Here is an 18158-nt window from a genome sequence, read left to right on the forward strand (position 1 = left end):
CGCTCGGCTGGGAAACCCCAGCCGAGCGTCTGCATAAACTCATCGCGGCCTAGACAACCGACCACGTGTTGCGACGACCACTAGAAACCACCCCGTGCGAGGGCGCCCCTGATGGGTTCGGGCGTGCTCCTCAGGCTGGTGCGACCGCCGCGAGCCAGAGGTGGAGCTCGATGTCGCCGTCGCCGTAGCTCGAGTACACCTGGAGCACCAGCGTCGACCCTCCCGCTCGCCAGTGCGCGGCCTTGCCGGAGTCCGAACAGCGCAACTCCTCCGCCCCCTCGACCGGTTCGCCGTAATGTGCCGAGAGCCGTTCGACGAGGACGTCGAAGTCCGAGGCGTAGTCGTCCATCCGGTCGAATCCCTCGGTCAGGTCCTCGCCCCACTCCGCCTCGCTGACGTAGTCGCCGGCCAGCACCAGCAGCGCTCCGCGACGCACGTCCTCCAGGTAGTGATCGTCGAGCCCGTCGAGCTCGTAGGGGCCGGACCGGTCCTCGTCCATGGTCAGCGGCAGGAACGGCCGGGGCTCGGCCGAAACCAGTGACCGCGCCAGCTCGACGACGTCACGCTCCCCGGCGAGGATCTCGTCGATGAGACGCTCGGACGGTTCACCGCCCAGCGGTGGCGAGGTCGGTTCGAACTCGGCTGAACCAGCGCCGTGCGACTCCGGCACGCCGCGCGCGCCGCAGCACGGCGCGTTCGGGACGCGCGGGAGGTCGTCGTTCGACTCGAGGGCGGCATCGGATTCGGACATGGCGAGCACCCTACCGACCCCGGGTGACAGCCCATCCGCCTCCGGGACACCTGCGGCCGCGCAGGCCGCCGGCCCGATCGCGACTTCGCGGGACGCGAGCCGTGGGGCCCGGTCGAAGGGAGGCAGAGCCGCTCGGCCGCTCCCCGGCCGGTCAGCCGGCCGCGTTGCGGTACTTGCGCACCGACAGCCAGGAGAACAGCGCCAGGATCAGCAGTGACCAGAGCGTGGATGCCACGACCGGATGCTGCATCGGCCAGACGTGCGCGCCGTCCGTCCCGGGGTTGCCGAACAGTTTCCGGCAGGCCTGGACGGTGGCGCTGAACGGGTTCCAGTACGCGATCGCCTGCAACCAGCCTGGCATGGTGTTCACCGGGACGAAGGCGTTGGAGAGGAAGGTGAGCGGGAAGAGCCAGATCAGGCCCGCCGAGGTGGCCGCCTCCGGGCTGCGCAGCGACAGGCCGATCAGCGCCCCGATCCAGGAGAAGGCGTAGCCCAACAGGAGCAGCAGCAGGAAGGCACCCAGCGCCCTGGGCACCCCCTGGTGCACCCGCCAGCCCACCAGGAGCGCCACCACCGCCAGCACCAGCAGGACGAGGGCACTCTGCAGCACGTCGGCCAGGGTCCGCCCGGCGAGCACCGCCGAGCGCGCCATGGGCAGCGAGCGGAAGCGCTCCACCAGGCCCTTGGTCATGTCGTCCGCGATGCCGGCCGAGGCCCCTTCCACCGCGAAGGCGACCGTCTGGGCGAAGACCCCGGCCATCAGGAACTCCCGGTAGCCGCCGCCCGGTACCTTGATCGCGCCACCCATCACGTACGAGAAGAGCAGTACGAACATCACCGGCTGCAACAGCCCGAAGACCACGATCTCGGGTATCCGGGTCATCCGGCGCAGGTTCCGCCGGGCGATCACCCAGGAATCGCGCGCCATCTGGACGACTCCGCCACGCAGCCGCGGAGTCGGGTGTTCCGCCGCTTCGGTGCTGACGATCGCCATGGTCATCCGTCCTTCCCGAGGCCGGTCCCCTCGGCCGCGTGACCGGTGAAGAAGAGGAAGACATCGTCGAGGGTGGGCCTGTGCAGGCCGATGTCGTCGATGGGGATGTCCCGCCGGTCCAGCTCGCGGATGACGTCGGCGAGCACCCCGGCGCCCCCGCTCACCGGCACGGTGATGCGCCGGGTGCGCTGCTCCACGTCGGCCCGGCCCGCACCGTACGGGGTGAGCGCCGCCACGGCCGCGCCGATCAGCCGGCGGTCGTGGACCACCACCTCCACCCGCTCGCCGCCGATCCTGGCCTTGAGATCGTCGGCGGAGCCGCGTGCGATCACCTGGCCATGGTCGACCACGGCGATGTCGTGCGCCAACCGGTCGGCCTCCTCCAGGTACTGGGTCGTGAGCAGCAGGGTGGTGCCCTCCGCCGCCAGCGTCTCGATCAGCTCCCACAGCGCCAGCCGATTGCGCGGGTCCAGGCCGGTGGTGGGCTCGTCGAGGAACATGACCGGGGGCCGTGCCACCAGTGCCGCCGCCAGGTCGAGCCGGCGGCGCATGCCGCCGGAGTAGGTCCTGGCCGGGCGGTCGGCCGCTTCGGTGAGGTCGAACCACTCCAGCAGCTCCCGGGCGCGCGTCCTGGCGGCCCTGGCCCGCATCTGGTAGAGCTCGCCCACCATCCGGAGGTTCTCCCGGCCGGTGAGGTACTCGTCGACCGCCGCGTACTGGCCGCACAGGCCTATCAGGCCGCGCACCCGGCCGGGGTGCCTGAGCACGTCCACTCCCGCGACCTCGGCAGTGCCCGCGTCGGGCAGCAGCAGCGTGGTGAGCACCCGCACCGCGGTGGTCTTGCCGGCGCCGTTGGGGCCGAGCAGGCCCAGCACCGACCCCTCCGGCACGTCCAGGTCGACGCCGTCCAGAGCCCTGATGTCGCCGAAGGTCTTCACCAGGCCCTCGGCTCGGATGGCTGCCCCCATCTGCGCCTTCCTCCTCCCGGCCGGCTACCGATCAAGGGCGTCGGCCCACCGTTGGCGACGCACCTCTCATTCTGCTCACCCGTCGGGGAACGGCCCGCCGGCCCGCGTCCCGGCGGGCCCACCTCGGCCGTCGCCGCGGTCCCCCACCAGGATGGTGCGCCCACACGCCGGGTGGTCGGCACGGCCCCCGGTCGGGCACGCTCCCTGCCGGGCCTCCCGGGGGCCCTGCTCCTCACGGCCGCCCGAAATGCGAACCGGCCGGGTCTGGTCGACCGTTGGAAGAGGGCCCGTCCCGACCCGGCGGCCTCGGCGCCCACGCGTCGGCCGGAGCGTACCCAGTCGGCTCACATCTCGCGCCAGGACCGACACACCGGTCGCGATTCTCCGCCGAATCGAGGTGGCACCAGTGGATCTCAGGATGTCGGTTGAAGATCGGGAAGACTTCCTCGCCGGCCTGCACGTGGGAATCCTCGGGGTGGACGATCCGCGCGGCGACGGTGGTCCGCTGCTGGTCCCGCTCTGGTATTCCTACCGGCCCGGCGGGCTGGTGACGATCCAGACGGGGCGGGGGACGCTGAAGGCCCGGCTCATCCGCGACGCGGGCCGGTTCAGCCTCTGCGCGCAGGACGAGTCGGCGCCGTACCGCTACGTCAGCGTGGAGGGGCCGGTGGTGGCCGTGGAGGATCCACTGCCCCCGGCCGAGCACGAGGCGCTGGCCCACCGGTACCTGGACACGGACACCGCGGCGGCGTACCTGGCCGCCAACCGCCAGCAGCTGACCGACGACATCCTCCTCCGCATGCGGCCGCAGAGGTGGCGGACAGCCGACTTCTCCGCCTTCGCCACGGAGTTCGCCCCGTAGTCCGCCCGGCCCAGGTGGTGAGCGCAGGACAGACAGGATTCCTCCGATGGTCCTCGACACGACGACGCAACCGGCCGCAGCGGCCTGGAAATCCGGGACGGAGCGGTATCCGCGCGACCGCTGCCTGCACGAACTGTTCGACGCCCAGGCGGAGCTCCGCCCGCGGGCCACCGCGTGCGTGCAGGACGGCCGCAGCATCAGCTACGGCGAGCTCAGGACCCGCTCCGACACGCTGGCCGCCCGGATGCGCGAGTCCGGGGTGCGGCACGGTGACGAGGTCGGTGTCTGCGGGGGCAGGTCCCTGGAAGCACTGGTCGCCTTCCTGGGCGTCCTCAAGACCGGTGCCGCGTACGTCCCGCTCGACGACTCCTCACCGCCCGGGCGACTGCAGGCGATGACCGAGGACGCGGGCGTCCACACCGTGGTGACACTGCCGGGGAGCGTCTGCCGCCTCCGGCGCGTGCGCACCCGCATCGACCTGGGCGGCCTGGCGGCCACTGCCCCGGCCGCGGTCCCGCGGGCCGGCGTGGACCCCACGGACTGCGCCTACGTGATGTTCACCTCGGGCTCGACCGGCCGCCCCAAACCCGTGGCGATCCCGCACCGCGGCGTGGTCCGGCTGGCCGCCTCCGACCTGGTCTGGCAGCGTCCACGGCCCGGTGAACGGGTGCTGCACGCCTACGGCCTCTCCTCGGACGCCTCCACGATCGAGATCTGGTCCCCGCTGCTCGCCGGCGCCTGCGTCGTGATCGCCGAGCAGGAAGAGCTGCTGTCACCGGCCGCCCTGGAATCACGGCTGCTCTCCGAGCGGGTCAGCGTCGCCTATCTGACCACCGGGGTGTTCCACCACATCGCGCGCACCAGGCCGTCGGCACTGCGGACCCTGCGGTTCGCCTCGGCCGGTGGTGAGGCGATGGATCCCCAGCTGGCCCGCGCGGTACTGGCGGCCTGCCCGGACACCACGGTGGTCAACTTCTACGGTCCGACCGAGAACAGCGTGGTCTCCACCGCGCACCTGGTCCACGACCTCCCTCCGGAGGTGACGGCCGTGCCGATCGGCCGTCCCCTGGAGAACTCCACCTGCTACGTGGTACGCGCGGACGGCGCGCTCGCGGACGTCGGCGAGGAAGGCGAACTCCTGGTCGGCGGGGACGGGCTCGCCCTGGGGTACCTCGGTGACCCCGAGCTGACCGCCGAGCGCTTCGTCGACAACCGCTTCGATCCCGGAACACGGCTCTACCGCACCGGCGACCGGGTGGTCCGGCGCGCGGACGGCCTGCTGGAGTACCGGGCCCGGGCGGACCGGCAGATCAAACTGCGCGGGCACCGCATCGAGCCGGACGAGATCGAGGCGCGACTGCGGGCGGACGACGCGGTGGGCGAGGCCGTCGTCCAACTGGAGGACGGCACCCTGGTCGGGTACGTGACACCGGCCGACCCCGGTCAGGGGCTGCCCGTGGACCGCATCCGCGGCAGCCTCGCCCAGTGGCTGCCCGCGGCCGCGGTGCCCGCGCGGCTGGTGGAGGTCGCGCAGTTCCCGGTGACCGCGGCTGGCAAGGTGGACCGCCGCCGGCTGCGCGGACTGGTGGCCACCGAAGCCGTCACCACCCCGGTGCGGGAGGAGCGCACAGGCCCCGAACCCCAGGACTCCCTGGCGCGGGTGTGGCAGGTGGTGCTGGGCACGCACCCGGCACCCGGTGACAGCTTCTTCGACATCGGTGGCGACTCCCTGCTGGCCGCCGAGGTCGTCACCCGCACGCTGGCCGCCTTCGAGCTCGACGCCCGGCACGGCCGCACGCTGATCCACAGTCTGCTGCGCTCCCCGACCCTGGAGGACTTCAGCGCCGCCGTCGCCACCCTCGTCGCCGTCAAGGACCGCCGGGGCGAGTCACCCGAAACCACCGGCGCCGTGGACTTCCGGGCCGAGGCGCGGCTGGGCTTCACCCTGCAGCCGCGACGCGGGCCGGAGCCGGACTGGCAGCACCCCGGCGAGGTGCTGCTGACCGGCACGTCCGGCTTCGCCGGCGCTTTCCTGCTGGACCGGCTGCTGCGCCGCACCGGCGCCCGGGTGCACTGCCCGGTGCGAAGCCGCGACCGTGCACACGCCCGGCAGAAGGTGATGCGGAACCTGGCCCGCTTCGGCCTCGCCACCGCGCAGGCCGCCGACCGCGTCGTGTGCTTCCCCGCCGACCTCACCGAGCCCGGACTCGGCATGGAACCGGGCCGCGCCGACGAGCTCGCCGACACCCTTGACCTGGTGGTCCACGCGGCCGCGCAGGTCAACTTCCTCTACCCCTACGAGGCGCTGCGCCGTGCCAACGTGGAGGGCACCAGGCAGCTCGTACGCCTGGCGGCAGGGCGTCGTGTGCCCGTGCACTTCCTGTCCACCATCGCGGTGCTGGCCGGCTTCGGCACCGCCGGTGTGCGGCACGTCGACGAGGACCAGCCGCTCGATCACGCCGACCGGCTCACCATGGGCTACGCCGAGAGCAAGTGGGTCGCCGAGGAGTTGCTGCGCGGCGCCGCGGACCAGGGGCTGCCGGTGGCGGTCTACCGGCCGTACGAGATCACCGGCGACCGGCGCACCGGGGCGTGCAACACCGACACCGCGATCTGCTCGCTGTTCAAGACGATCAGCGAGACGGGGCTGGCCCCCGACATCCCGCTGCCGCTGGACTTCGTCCCGGTGGACTACCTGGCCGACGCGGTGGTGCACATCGCCACGGCGCGTCGCACGACCCACCGGACCTACCACCTGACCAACCCGCGCCCGGGGAGCCTGAGCGACATGCTCGACCGGATGGACGCGGCCGGGCACAGGATCCGCCGGCTCCCCTACGAGGAGTGGGTGGGCGAACTCGTCCGACACGTCGCGAAGAACCCCACGAGCCCCACGGCCCCGTTCGTCTCGCTGTGCGTGGACCGCTGCGAGCAGGCGGACATGTCCGTCAAGGAGATGTACTTCGAGGGCACCTTCCCGACCGTGGGCCGGGACAACGTCGAGCGCGACCTGGCCACCGCGGGCCTGCACTGCCCGCCCGTCGACGCGGAACTGCTCGACGGCTACCTGGAGTACTTCTACCTCACCGGCTACCTCGGGCGACCCTAGCGGCCGCAGGCCCCGTCCGCGCGGCCGCCCGGCCGCGCGACCCGGAAGGGGAGCGAGCATGACCCCACAGCCACCCGCCGCACCGGGCCCCGGCCCCGAAGCGGATGCCCTGGACTTCCCGCTCCCGCCGCCGGGCACCATGGGGCCGCCCGAGGAGTGCGTGCGGCTGCGCGCGAGCTGCCCCGTGGCCAGGGTCAGGCTGCCGATGGACGCGACCGCCTGGTACGTCACCCGGTACGCGGACGTCCGGGAACTGATCGCGGACTCCCGGCTGATCAGGCCGACCATCAACGACTGGCCGGCCCGCCCCGGCCCGGCCGTCGACGGCGGGCCGCGCCTGGTCACCATGGCGGAACTGGAGGGTCCCCGGCACCTGGCGCTGCGCAGGGCCGTGGCCTCCGCGTTCAGCTCCCGAGCCGTCCGGGACCGGCTGCCGCGCATCCGTCAGCTGGCCGAGCAACTGCTGGAGGAGTTCCAGGAAGCGGGCCGGCCCGGCGATCTGGTGGCCGGATTCACCGACCCCTTCCCGCTGCTCGTGCTCTGCGAGCTGGTGGGCATACCGTTCGAGGACCGGAACTGGTTCCTGCCGGTCCTGGACGCGGCCCTCGGCACCATGGTGACCTCGGAGGAAGCACGCAGGGTCACCGACCTGCTGCGCGAATACGTGGCCGGGCTGATCGCGCGGAAACGGAGCCGGCCCGGCGACGACGTCCTCAGCCTGCTGATCCGCCAGTGCGAGGACGGGGTGATCACCGATGCCGATGTGATGGCCTTCGGGCTGTCCATGCTCACGGTCGGCTTCGGCATCAGCAGCTTCTTCCTGGCCGACTCGGTGCACACCCTGCTGGCGCAGCCGGACCAGTGGGTCCGCCTGCGTGACCACCGCGACCTCATGACCGGTGCGGTGGAGGAACTCCTGCGCTACCTGCCGGTGATGAACGGTACCCTGCTGCTGTTGGCCACCGAGACCATCGACCTGTGCGGACGGACGGTCCGCAGGGGTGACGCCGTCATCCCCGTGCTGGCCTCCGCCAACCGCGACGGGAGCGTGTTCGCCGACGCCGCCCGGCTCGACCTGGGCCGCGCGGACAACCCCCACCTCGCCTTCGGCCGGGGAACCCACAACTGCGTCGGCGCCCACCTGGCACGCGCCGAACTGACCGTGGGCCTGGAGGCGTTGTTCGACCGCTTCGCCCGGCTGCGCCTGGCCGACGGGCAGGAGCCCGGCTGGGACGACCAATCCGTCACCAAGTCACCGCTGACCCTCCCGGTCACCTGGTGAACCGGACCGCCGGCCCCTCGCACCCCACCGGGCCCGGACGACCGAACCGTCGAACACGACGGTCGCACACGACCAGGGGAGGCCCACCCGTGAACACCACGCCGGAACCCGACGTCGACGTGCCCGTCATCGACCTGCCCCTCCCGCCGCCGGGCACCATGGGGCCGCCCGAGGAGTACGGCCGGCTGCGCCGGGAGTGCCCGCTGGCCAAGGTCCGACTGCCGATCGGCGCCACCGCCTGGTACGCCACCCGGTACGAGGACGTCAAGGAACTGGTCGCCGACTCCCGGCTGATCAGGCCGAGCATCACCGACTGGCCGCCCCGCCCCGGCCGGGCCCCCGGTGACGAGCCGGGCCTGATCACCATGATGGAACTCGAGGGCCCCCGGCACGCCGCCCTGCGCAGGGCCCTCAGCGAGCCGTTCAGTGTCCGGTCGATCCGGAGCCGGTTGCCGCGCATCCGGCAGTCGGCCGACCGGCTGCTCGACCCGTTCGTCGACGGCGACCGGCCCGGCGACCTGGTCGGCCGGTTCCTCGAGCCCTTCCCGATCACGGTGATGTGCGATCTGGTGGGCATCCCCTACGAGGACAGCGGGTACTTCCTGCCCAGGGCGGACGCCGCGCTCGGGGCCCTGCTCACGCTGGAGCAGGGCCGCGGGGTCACCTCCCAACTGCGCGGGTACATCACCTCGCTGCTCGACCGCAGGCGGTGCGAGCCCGGTGACGACATGCTCACCAAACTGGTCTCCGAGTGCGAGCACGGCACTCTGGACCACGAGAGCGCGGTGAGCTTCGGACTCTCCATGCTGGTCGCCGGCTACCGGACGAGCACCATGTTCCTGGCCGACGCCGTGCTGACCCTGCTGACCTCGCCCGGCGAGTACGCCCGTCTGCGCGACCACCGCGACCTCCTGCCCGGCGCGGTGGAGGAACTCCTGCGCTACCTGCCGGTGATGAACGGTGTCGTGGTCCTCCAGGCCGTCGAGGACATCGAGCTGCACGGCCGGACGATCCGCGCCGGTGACGCGGTGCTGCCCGTACTCGCCGCGGCCAACCGCGACGAGAGTGTCTTCGCCGACGGCGACCGGCTCGACCTGTGCCGCGTGGACAACCCCCACCTCGCCTTCGGCCGTGGAGCGCACAACTGCGTAGGGTCCCACCTGGCCCGGGCCCAGATGACCGTGTGCCTGGAAGCACTGTTCGACCGGCTCCCGCAGCTGCGTCCGGCCGAGGACGACCACCCCGTCTGGGAGGACGAGTCCCCGAGCAGGTCACCGCGCACCCTCCCCGTCAGCTGGTGACCGCTCCTTGTCGCAGCTGCCCGCTGCCCGTCCGGTGCCGCGCGGGCACCGGACGGGCAGCCGAGCGCCTCAGCCCGAGCCCAGCAGCTTGTCCTTGGCCGCCTGGTACTCCTGCTCGCTCAGCGCACCGCTGCTCCTGAGGTCGGCGAGTTTGGCGAGTTGGTCGACGTGCGAGGCCGATCCGCCGCCGGGCGTCCCGGCTGCCTCGCGGACGTACTGCTTGAAGGCCTCGTCCGCCTTCCGGGCCTGCTCGTGGTCGCGTTCGCCCATGGACCTGCCGCGGATGATCACGTACAGCAGCACGCCGAGGAAGGGCAGCACGATGACCAGCACGAGCCAGCCCGCCTTGGCCAGGCCGCTCATGTCGTGGCTGCGGAAGACATCGGAGATGACCTTGAAGAGGAGGAAGAGCCACAGGACCAGGAGGAAGAACTCCAGCATGGTCCAGAACAGATTCAGAACGGGGTAGTTGGTCATTTGTCGGCTCCTGGCTGCGGCTCGCCCGGCACGAGCGGACAATTCAGGCATAGCAGCCTGCCATCGAACCGGCGACCGCTGGCCGAACGGGACAGGAGCTCCGGCAAAGACTCCGCAAAGGATCCCATCGAAAACCCCTCTCCCTCCTCTTTTCCCTCTCCCCGGTCCGTCGAGGCTCGGCCCGCGCCGGCCCAGCAGCGCTTGCTGATCGACGACACGCGTACCAGGCCCAGCTCCCGGTGGAGGTCGGCGCGGGATCTGTGGCACGGCCGCGTCTCGTCAGTGGCGGTGATCTCCACCCGCGGCGCGGCGGGATGCCGAGTGGCGAGCGGTGACGTGTCCTGCGGAGGCGGAGCGGCCGGGAGCTGTCATGTCTCGCAATCCGCCCCCGGGGCGCCGCCCGCAGCTCCTGAGAGCTGGGTGGACTGGGGTGTACGGGTGCGGTGAGGAGCGTCAGCTACCGGCTGGGGTGCGAGCTGAGGCCGGCGCGGTCGAAGCGTTCGATGAGGCTGGACTTACGTGCATGCCGGCCGCGCAGAGCTGCGAAGCGGCGGCTGAATTCGTCGGACCCACCGGCGCGTTGGCTTACCTCCTGGAGATCTCGGAGGAGTTCCACGGCTGTGTCGTAGTCGCGCTGCCGTGTGGTATCGATCAGGGTGGTGATGTGCGACCAGGTGGCCTCTTCCTGGCCGATCAGTGCTGTCAGACGCTTCTCGCGGGCGAGGGCTGCCTGTTCTTCCTGGTGGGCGAGTTGCCGGGCGCGGTGTTCGTCGGCAAGGTGTCGCCGGTCTGCTCGGCGGGCTGCTGCTGCGTCGAGGAGTCGGGCCGCGGTGCGCCTCGCAGTTGCTGCCGGTGCTGCCTTCGAGGCTCCGCGGAAGCGACGCAGCAGTTCGGTGCGGACATGAGGGTCCTCGTCGCGGACGACGCGGAGCAGTAGCGTGTTCTTCTCCGCGGTGGGCAGGGCCTCGATCCACCCCGTCAGTTCCACGTCCGAAGCAGCCTTCGCGGTGTGCGCGCGGCTGGCCTCAGAGGCGACCGCGAGCAGGTCCGGGTCGACGCGCAGGAAGTCGGCGAGGGCGCGCTGTGGTGCGCTCAAGGTGGCCAGGCCCGCCGGGACGGGTGGTTCGGTCTCGCTCTGGAAGTCCTCCTCGTCGCCCTCGCGCAGCTCCCGGCCGCTGAGGGCGGACAGCCAGGCCAGATAGAGGGAGCGGAGGTCGCCGGCCGCGAGTTCGGCCCGCACTCCGACGATCGAGGCCAGTGAGTCCTCGGCGTCCTCGTCCCAGTCGCCCTCCTCGTCCTCACTGGTCAGGTCGAGCAGGAGATCCGCGCCGGCGGTCCACGCCTGCACGGACTCCTCGAAGCAGTACTGCTGCGCGGTTCGCAGGTCGAGGAGCCGCTGGGGCAGCTTGAGCATCAGCCGGTGGGTGCCCCAGTTGGCGAGGTAGAGATGGGCGTCGTAGTAGCGCTCCATCATCTGGCGCGGATCTCCCCGGAAGTCGCCCCACTCGTAGCTGTTGGTGAAGCTGGTCGACGTCACCCGCGCCCTGGTGGACAGCGCGCGGACTGCGGCGAGCTGATCTGCGTCCAACGGGCGGTCCACGGCCAGGAACTCGTAGTACTGGTACTCACTCAATGGGAGTTCTCCACGGCTCTCATGGGTTGTCGGGGACCGGGCTCGTCTGGTCAGGGCGCCCAGTGGCAGAACGCCTCGATCCACTCCGCACCTTCGGGCGCGGGTGATGGAAGCGGGAGGTCGACGATACCGATGGCCTGCCGGTGCGGTCCGCGAGGGCAGACCGCGACAATCTGAGTGCCCCGAAGGTCAACCTCGTCCACGACGACTTCCACTCCGAGCACCACCGTTCTGAAGGGGACGACCACGTGCTCGTCGAGCATCGCCAGCGAGCTCTTCGTCCTCGCCGTAGCAGTCGATCGTGGCCTCCTCGGCCATCTCCTCGAGCCGCGCCTTGCTCATCGCACTCATGACGACGGAGGATAGCTGAGGTGCCACCAGGAGAGAGCGAGGCGGAGTGCCCTGCCGAGAGGCTCGCTCCGGCCTTCGCGGCACCGACTCACCCGGGCCGTGCTGCGGGCTCATACCGGCCTCGTCCGCGACGGGCTGTGGTGCCCGAGGCTCACTCGTAGTCAGTGAAGACGGTCTCTCCGGCTGACCTCCCATGAATCGCGCTCACCCCGGACTTGCCGTCTCATGCGAGGCCGCTCGCGCCGGGCTGCGCGATTCACCCATTTTCGTGTCAGACCCTATCTTGACTCTGTCGGTGATCTTGATGAGCGAGGTCAGGTTCCGAGGGTCCGCCAGGACTTGGACCGGGGGATCTGATGCTGGTCGAGGTAGGTCTGGAAGGCGGTCGGCGGTCTCGCCGCGCGGGTTTCCTCGGCTGCTGCTTGGCGGCTGAGGCGTTCGATGTTCACGGCGATGGCCGTGAGAACGTGCTGCAGGTGGGCTTTCGGCTGGCCGCGGTAGCGGCAGCGGCGCATGCCGTGTCCGTGAGCGAACTCGTTGACGGTGCCCTCGATGCCGGAGCGGACCGCGTAGCGGGCCTCCCACTCGGGTGTCTGCTGCTCGGCTCGGACGCGGAGCTGCAGCTCGCGGAGCTCTCGTGGAGGGAAGCCCACGTTCCTGGCGGGAGCTCTGGTGCAGCGGGGCCGGTCCTGACACGGCTGGCACTGGCTCTGGGTGAATCGCGCGACGATCAGAGGTGCGCCGGCGAGCTCGGAGGTCGGGTAGGGGCCGTGCCAGCCGGCACTGACCTGGCCGTTCGGACAGGTCACCTGGCGGCGGTCGTAGTCGATGTGGAAGTCGTCCCGGCTGAAGCCCTCGCCCTGGCGGTGCTGGCGGGTGGGGTTGACGGTGAGCGGGCCGTTGACGGTGACATGGTGTTCGCGGTCGGCCCGCTCCAGATGGATCAGGGAGGTGTAGCCACCGTCGACCAAATGCTCGGCGGGCAGCAGTTGGCGGTGGGCCAGGTGAGCGTGGAGGCCGGGCAAGACCTGGGCGTCGCTGGTGGCGGCTGAGGTGGTGGCTACGTCCGTGATCACGTTGACGCTGCCGGGGTCGCATGTTTCGGTCAGGTGGGCGGCGAATCCCTTCCAGGCAATGATGTGCCCGTGACGGACGTAACGAGCCGTAACGTCGTAGGGCGAGACGACTGCCGAAGCGGAGGGTGGTAGCCCGCCGCGTCGCGGTAGTAGTTCTGCACGACAACGCGTCGCAGTGCCTCGGCCTGCGGTCCGGGTCGGTAGCCCGGCCCGTGCCGGTGGAGGTGTTCCAGCAGGCGGCAGGCGTCCTCGCCGGCGGCCAGGATCCTCGTCTTCGGGCGGGTAGGGTTCTTGCCCAGCCGGACCGGGCGGCCGTAGCGGCGGCCCCAGTCCTCGTCGACCAGGCCGGCCAGGAGATGTCCGGCCGTGCGGGCTGTCTCCTCCAGCGTGGCGCGGACCGCCTCGGTGACCAGCTCCAGCCGGGTCAGATCCCGCACCGCGGCCAGCACGTGGGTCGAGTCCGTGCGCTGCGTGGTGCGCTCGCGGACCAGCCCGGCTTCCTTCAAGCGGGCCAGGGCCAGGTCCAGGAGCTGGTCCGCGCGCCCGTCCTGCAGTAGCCGCTCCCGGAAGTCGGACAGGACGCTGTGGTGGAAGCCGGGGTCGTCCAGTTCGAGGCAGAGCGCGTACTTGAAGTCGATACGGCACCGCACGGCCTCCGCGGCGTCGCGGTCGGACAGGCCCAGCAGGAACTGCAGCACGCTCACGGTGGCCAGCTGTGCGGGTGCCAGGCCGGGACGTCCGTCGCGTGGGTACCAGCTGGTGAAGTCCTCGTCACGCCACAGACCGTCCAGCCGGTCTCTCACCCACATTGCCGTCGTACCGCCAGGGTTGCTCGCCCGCGCGATCCGCGCGGTCAGAGAAGGAACTTGCTCGCCGAGACGGGGACGGAGCGACAACTGACACCTCGACAACTACATGGTCTTCGATCAGCCCCGAGCATGCCCGCTGATCAGGCAGGCACACCGGGAAACTCCAAGATCACCGACAGAGTCAAGCCAGGGCGGGGAGCGGAAGTCAAGGGGGGCTGAACTGGGAGTCCGACAGCGGCAAGAGCGGGGACCTACGACGCCCGGGACTTCGGGCCGGGCGGTGGCTGGCAGCGCACCGCCTACCACTGGGACGGCCCGGGTGGAGACGTCTGGGTGCGCGTCGAGAACTACACCCTGGGCGGCGTGGTCGAGTGCTCGGGAACGTACTGAGAGTCCACTGAGTGGACTGGGGCCGCTCGCCCGGTTGTCCGGGTGCCCGGCCGGGTACATCCCGGCCGGGCGGTGGCCCGCGGCGCCGTGACCGCCCAACCGCCACTGTCGTCACCGGGTGTCGGACCCGAGCAGGGGTAGCGCCGCAGGGCCGGGGCGGTGTCGCCGGGTTGGAGCACCTGGAGATCGCAAAGCAGCCCGGAGGAGCGGCTTCCGGTGCCGCTCGATAGCCACCAGATGGACCCGGCCACGAGCACATCCTGGAGACCCCGTAGTCGGCGGCGCGCTCCACACACCACATCTCCTGCTCCGGCAGGCCAGCGGCGAAGCCGGTTCAGCTCGCTGGTGACCGCTCGGGTGGGGAACCGGTCCTGGTCACGCAGGTGACCGAGCCGGGCGTATTCCGGCGCCGTGGGTCGAGGGCTTCGCGGCATTCGTCGCGGAGTTCCGGCGCCACCCGGAGCAGCACGAGTTCGCCGGGGCGCGCGCCACAACTTCGAGTCGTACTCCCACCCGGGCGGGTGGCCGACCCGTCGGTAGCAGGCCTGGACGGACCATTCTGGGCCGCCCCCGTTCCGGCGACCGAGCCGAGCCGCCGAGACGTCCCGCCCGCACGGTAGATCATGCGCCACTGGTTGCGCTTTCTGGCAATGGCGTCGTGTCACCGGCGCCTAGGCTCGGCGAGTTCGACGTTCGACGTTCGACGAGGGGGATCACCATGTCTGAAGCGTTCGATCCGGGTGAGGGCATGCCGCCACCGCCGGTGCGGCCTGGAACCTACGTCTCGGAGACGGACTGGAAGGCCTTTGTCCAGCGCGTGGGCGGGGCAAAACGCGACAACGTCTCACTCACGTCGCTTGTCTACGACAGCGGCAACGGGTATCACTTCACGCTGCAGGTGGAGTTCGCCGATCCGAGGAAGCAGACGATCTATCAGCCGCATATCACCCACGACACTACGAAAGCGGTGTACTACGACGCGCGGTACACCCTGTCGAATGCGGCGCAGGCGAAGAACAATAACGCCGCTGCAGCGTGGGCCACGCTTGGACTCAACTACGACGCGCTGGTTCGGGCGTTCGCCGACGCCGCGGAGGCGATGAAAAAGGCGTTCAACGCCTCGCGCACGTACGACGTGGCCGCCGAGAAATACCGGAATTCCTATCCGTGGCACGCGGTCCTCGGCACATGGGTCAAGAAGGAGTCCGCCGCCGGTGCTGACCTGCTCATCCTGCGGCAAGGTGGTTCTCGCGCGCTGCTCGTCGAACGTGCTTCCGACCAGAATCCGTGCGTGATCGATGTAGAGAAGGACATCGCTAAGACAATCGAGATGCCGGGCCTCACCAACTATAACTTCGGCTACCTCGACAGTCATGTCCGGGCCGTGAGTGAGGACGGTCGCTTCATCGGCTTCATCACTCGCGCCAAGCTCGCCACGAGGCGCAACGCCACTCACGGTTCGAATTCCCCGGAGAGGAGGTTGCTGAACCAACTGGAGTGGGCGCAGAAGGTCAAGCTCAGGATCGCCGACGCGGTAACGGAGGAAATATCAACAAGCGGCCCGACAGACGGCCGGAGGGCCGGACAGATGCTGCTGTTCCGTCACGGTGACGTCCACGTTCGAGCGGACACGGCGTGGACCGACGGGTCCAAGGCGGTACGGGACCGTGCGGCATTCGAGCAGGTCGTCTCCGGCCACGTCGATGCCGAGCTGAGCCTGTGGGTTCCGTCCACCGAACCGAACGACGGCATGTTCCTCGGGCGGGCGCGCGACGCCGTCCGGAAGTTGTCCGCCGGCAGCCGCTTCATCGTCGCGGGCGGGACCACGTGGGTCGTGCCGTCGGGGGCGCTTCAGAAGGCGGAAGCCCAGCACCGGGTGGCTGCGCTCCCGCGGCTCCAGGTCGTGGAGAAGTACGTGCCCGGAGGCACGGACACCGGCCGGATCATCGTCACTCTGGGCGGAAGCCATTTCCACACGCCAGCGAGCCTGCGGCCCGCCGAGTTCGGCGAGAAGGACGACGACTCGGGGTTCTGTCTCCTGGTGACCCAAAAAGGCGGCATCGAGAAGCCGTGCAAGCGTCCGGACGATCTGCAGCCGCTCGACTTCGCCCGGTACTCCTGGATCGCGACGCTTCCTGACGCGGGTTCATCGTTGGTCAGATGCGGGGCGTCGAACCTGGTGACGCTCTCCGACGACGAATGCCTCTACGTCTACGACGACGTCCGGTACTACCGGGAAGGCGGTGACTGCTTCGTACCCACCGGCACCGTCGGCGCCCAGCGGCTGAGGCACCCGGGCACTGGGGAGGTCGTCGCCATCGACCCGAACAGTGGGGCCAAGGTGACGGTCGTCGCCGACCCGCTCGTCCTGCCGCGCAGCGGACAGTGCGTCCTGGCGAATGCCCAACAGGAATACGTCCTCTGTGACACCAGCGCATTGGTGACCGTTCCCCCCGCCTTCGGGGCGAGCATCGTCGCGGTCAAGACCGCCGGCACCATCCGCGGCTTCCTCGACCTGACCTCGGCCCCCGCCCTGACGGCCCAACACCTCATCGACCATGCCGGCCTGCCCGCCAGGACGACCGCGGACTACGACGATGCCCTGGGCAGGTACATTCGCCAGGATCCGCACGACGGCTCGCTCACGTCCTGGGCGTACCTCGTGCACCTGAGCGCTCCGATGAAGTCGGATGAACCCGCGCTGCGCGGCTTCCTCCAGCGGGTCGTGACCGCCCCGGAGGGCGTCGCCATCGTCGATGGAACGGGACAGTACGATGGGGCCGTGACGGCGGTGTCCCTGGAGGGGGAGCTCGAGCTCTACGAAGCGAGCGTGGTGCACTGGCTCACCCAGGGCGCTGACGAGACCGAGTGCGTCGTTGTGTATGCCGACGGCGCTGATTGGGACGACTCCGCGTGCGTCACGGTTCTCGAGCGCTTCGCTGCCGGGTGCGACTTGATCGTACGAGACCAGGGCGCGTTCCAGGGATACGCGAACTCGGGGACGGCATCGCATGCACGGCACGCGGTGATGGCGGTGACCGGGGAGCCCCGGAGCGGTGGACACCACTCGCACGCGCCCGCGTATCCCATGGCCGACCGGGTGCCTCAGCGCGAACCCGACACGATGCATTTCGTCACGGGCCCCGGCCGCCCGTCCGACGCGCCGTGCCTCGGCGTCGCTGTCCGCGCGAATCCGAGCCTGCAGCACTATCTCGAGCATCTCGCTCGAGGCGGCGCCTGGTACGTGGTCATCGGAGACGACGGCGGACGTCTGCTGTGCGCACCCGACGACGCCGTGCAGGACGTTCTGGTGCTGCCGGCCAGTCTGTCGTTGGATGACGCGGTGCGGCGGTTCAGCAGTGACTCCACCGACGAGGCGGCCGTCGACTGGTTCGCCGAGCTGGATCGCTTCGAGTGGTGAGACCCGGTGTCGGGCTGATCGTCTTGGCTCACCCCGGCTCAGCCCGGCCCTCGCGCCGCGCCGGGCCCTCCTGGAGCGTGCGGGTGTCACGGACATTCAGCCCGGCCATCTCGCGCAGCGCTTCGCCGTCGTGGCCGGTGGCCAGCCACTGGGCCGCCCACCACGGGGTCGGCGCGGATACCCGGCCGAGCACGAAGTGGGCGGCGGCGTCGTGCGGCGACGGCGCGGGGTGCCGAAGAGTGGTTCGTCAACAGTCATCATCGCGCTCCTGGGGCGTCGTCGAGTTCGCGGAGGGCGTCGGTGTAGTACTGGCGGCGTTCGGCGGTGAGCGCCGTGACGTCGTCGTCGGTCGCTGTCTGGAGCGTGTGCAGGCGGCCCACAGGTTGTCCCGTTGTCCGTGGTCGGAGTCGGCGACGTAGGCGATCGTGCGCTGTGTTCCTCCGCCGGCGAGGAGGAGCTGGTGGGGCAGGCGGCCCCAGGTGTCGAAGCTGATGAGGATAGGGGCCTTGGCCCCGGATGTTGGACGCGTTGCCTGGCGACTACGGCAAGATCTTGGCAAGGTAGAGTTCGCGGTCCACCAGGGCACGGCCGCGTGCGGAGGTGTAGGCGGCGAAGACGCCGATCTGGCAGTTCTCGGTGCGGCCGGGGGCTTGTAATTGAATAACTGTCAGATTTGATCTGCGGGGTGTTTTCCGAGAGGCGTCCCACGGGCCTTCAGCTGCTCCAAGGTGCGG

General features: G+C 70.4%; 14 protein-coding genes. 5 read left to right on the plus strand and 9 right to left on the minus strand.

Features of this window, described 5'->3' with window-relative positions; translation table 11 throughout:
• Positions 1 to 130: 130 nt before the first annotated feature.
• From ACIGXM_RS36650 to ACIGXM_RS36660, 3 genes are all read right to left on the minus strand, one after another.
• Positions 131 to 751 carry a hypothetical protein gene (locus ACIGXM_RS36650; RefSeq protein ID WP_396568457.1) on the minus strand — a complete coding sequence of 207 codons (621 nt, stop codon included), beginning with the start codon at positions 749 to 751 and terminating at the stop codon, positions 131 to 133.
• Between the two features lie 151 nt (positions 752 to 902).
• On the minus strand, positions 903 to 1745 hold the full coding sequence (locus ACIGXM_RS36655) for an ABC transporter permease (protein ID WP_396568458.1): 843 nt from the start codon (positions 1743 to 1745) through the stop codon (positions 903 to 905).
• A 2-nt stretch (positions 1746 to 1747) separates the two neighbouring features.
• On the minus strand, positions 1748 to 2713 hold the full coding sequence (locus tag ACIGXM_RS36660) for an ATP-binding cassette domain-containing protein (protein ID WP_396568459.1): 966 nt from the start codon (positions 2711 to 2713) through the stop codon (positions 1748 to 1750).
• A gap of 418 nt (positions 2714 to 3131) precedes the next feature.
• Between ACIGXM_RS36660 and ACIGXM_RS36665 the strand changes: the two genes are divergently transcribed.
• From ACIGXM_RS36665 to ACIGXM_RS36680, 4 genes are all read left to right on the plus strand, one after another.
• A complete protein-coding gene (locus ACIGXM_RS36665) occupies positions 3132 to 3575 on the plus strand; it encodes a pyridoxamine 5'-phosphate oxidase family protein (RefSeq protein ID WP_396568460.1) in 444 nt (147 codons plus the stop codon).
• Positions 3576 to 3621: 46 nt separating this feature from the next.
• On the plus strand, positions 3622 to 6684 hold the full coding sequence (locus ACIGXM_RS36670; protein ID WP_396568461.1) for an amino acid adenylation domain-containing protein: 3063 nt from the start codon (positions 3622 to 3624) through the stop codon (positions 6682 to 6684).
• Positions 6685 to 6742: 58 nt separating this feature from the next.
• Positions 6743 to 7966 (plus strand): cytochrome P450, encoded by a 1224-nt coding sequence (locus tag ACIGXM_RS36675; protein ID WP_396568462.1) that lies wholly within the window; start codon positions 6743 to 6745, stop codon positions 7964 to 7966.
• An 89-nt stretch (positions 7967 to 8055) separates the two neighbouring features.
• Positions 8056 to 9267 (plus strand): cytochrome P450, encoded by a 1212-nt coding sequence (locus tag ACIGXM_RS36680; RefSeq protein ID WP_396568463.1) that lies wholly within the window; start codon positions 8056 to 8058, stop codon positions 9265 to 9267.
• 69 nt (positions 9268 to 9336) lie between these two features.
• Here ACIGXM_RS36680 and ACIGXM_RS36685 read toward each other — a convergent pair whose 3' ends face one another.
• The 5 genes from ACIGXM_RS36685 to ACIGXM_RS36705 all read right to left on the minus strand — a co-directional run bounded on the left by ACIGXM_RS36685 (position 9337) and on the right by ACIGXM_RS36705 (position 13613).
• The gene (locus tag ACIGXM_RS36685; protein ID WP_396568464.1) at positions 9337 to 9744 is read right to left on the minus strand and encodes an SHOCT domain-containing protein; all 408 of its coding nucleotides are present in this window, start codon (positions 9742 to 9744) and stop codon (positions 9337 to 9339) included.
• 457 nt (positions 9745 to 10201) lie between these two features.
• Complete coding sequence (locus tag ACIGXM_RS36690) at positions 10202 to 11377, minus strand: hypothetical protein (RefSeq protein ID WP_396568465.1); 1176 nt, start codon at positions 11375 to 11377, stop codon at positions 10202 to 10204.
• Positions 11378 to 11427: 50 nt separating this feature from the next.
• The gene (locus tag ACIGXM_RS36695; RefSeq protein ID WP_396568466.1) at positions 11428 to 11640 is read right to left on the minus strand and encodes a hypothetical protein; all 213 of its coding nucleotides are present in this window, start codon (positions 11638 to 11640) and stop codon (positions 11428 to 11430) included.
• A 402-nt stretch (positions 11641 to 12042) separates the two neighbouring features.
• Positions 12043 to 12804 carry a transposase gene (locus tag ACIGXM_RS36700; protein WP_396568467.1) on the minus strand — a complete coding sequence of 254 codons (762 nt, stop codon included), beginning with the start codon at positions 12802 to 12804 and terminating at the stop codon, positions 12043 to 12045.
• A 29-nt stretch (positions 12805 to 12833) separates the two neighbouring features.
• Complete coding sequence (locus tag ACIGXM_RS36705; RefSeq protein WP_396568468.1) at positions 12834 to 13613, minus strand: transposase; 780 nt, start codon at positions 13611 to 13613, stop codon at positions 12834 to 12836.
• Between the two features lie 1108 nt (positions 13614 to 14721).
• Here ACIGXM_RS36705 and ACIGXM_RS36710 point away from each other — a divergent pair.
• On the plus strand, positions 14722 to 17424 hold the full coding sequence (locus tag ACIGXM_RS36710) for a hypothetical protein (RefSeq protein ID WP_396568469.1): 2703 nt from the start codon (positions 14722 to 14724) through the stop codon (positions 17422 to 17424).
• Between the two features lie 539 nt (positions 17425 to 17963).
• Here ACIGXM_RS36710 and ACIGXM_RS36715 read toward each other — a convergent pair.
• A partial coding sequence (locus tag ACIGXM_RS36715) for a hypothetical protein (protein ID WP_396568470.1) occupies positions 17964 to 18158 on the minus strand: 195 nt, incomplete at its 5' end.

Origin of the sequence: Kitasatospora sp. NPDC052896, assembly GCF_044547075.1 — a bacterium.
In the GTDB taxonomy this organism is placed as follows: domain Bacteria; phylum Actinomycetota; class Actinomycetes; order Streptomycetales; family Streptomycetaceae; genus Kitasatospora.